General features: G+C 58.0%; 1 protein-coding gene. It reads left to right on the top strand.

The features are described 5' to 3' along the window. Positions 1-96: 96 nt before the first annotated feature. The coding region (locus FE784_RS40550; RefSeq protein WP_139607981.1) for a hypothetical protein at positions 97-878 on the top strand (782 nt) is incomplete at its 3' end.

Genomic DNA, 878 nt, shown 5'->3' with positions numbered 1-878 from the left:
ACGATTACGCTCGATTATTCGCCCAAAACGGCTGTCAGCACTAGCGTTGCTATTTCAGCCTCCGCCTCGGTAAGCAATTCGGCGAGCGGTAACAACTTGACCGCCTTACGTTGGGCGTCGGGCGAAAAAACGGTTGCGGATTTCGCTGTCCCGTCCTTCGGTACGGATGTGCCGCCTTCCGATTCGTTTAGCGTCACTGAGAACGGCAAGTACACCGTGTACGCCGCGGACTCGGCTGGGCTATCGGCAGTGCAGACGATTGAGGTAAGCAATATCATCACACTAGCGCCGACGATTACGCTCGATTATTCGCCCAAAACGGCTGTCAGCACCGGCGTCGCGATTTCGGCCTCCGCTTCGGTAAGCAATTCGGCGAGCGGCAATACTTTGAACGCCTTGCGCTGGGCATCGGGCGAAAAAACGACTGCGGACTTCGCTGTCCCAACCTTCGGCACGGATGTACCGCCTTCCGGTTCGTTTAGCGTCACCGCGAACGGCAAGTATACCGTGTATGCCGCGGACTCGGCTGGGCTCTCGGCAGTGCAGACGATTGAGGTAAGCAATATCATCACACTAGCGCCGACGATTACGCTCGATTATTCGCCCAAAACGGCTGTCAGCACCGGCGTCGCGATTTCGGCCTCCGCTTCAGTGAGCAATTCGGCGAGCGGCAACACTTTGAACGCCTTGCGTTGGGCGTCGGGCGAGCGGACAGCCGCGGACTTCGCCGTTCCGGCCTTCGGCACAGATGTACCGCCTTCCGGTTCGTTTAACATCACCGAGAATGGCATGTACACCGTGTATGCCGCGGACTCGTCTGGACTTTCCGCGGTCCAGACGATTGAAATAACGAACATCGTCACGCAAGCGCCGACGAT

The organism is Paenibacillus hemerocallicola, assembly GCF_006265175.1.
GTDB lineage: Bacteria > Bacillota > Bacilli > Paenibacillales > NBRC-103111 > Paenibacillus_AB > Paenibacillus_AB hemerocallicola.
This window is presented reverse-complemented; position numbering and strand designations above follow the sequence as displayed.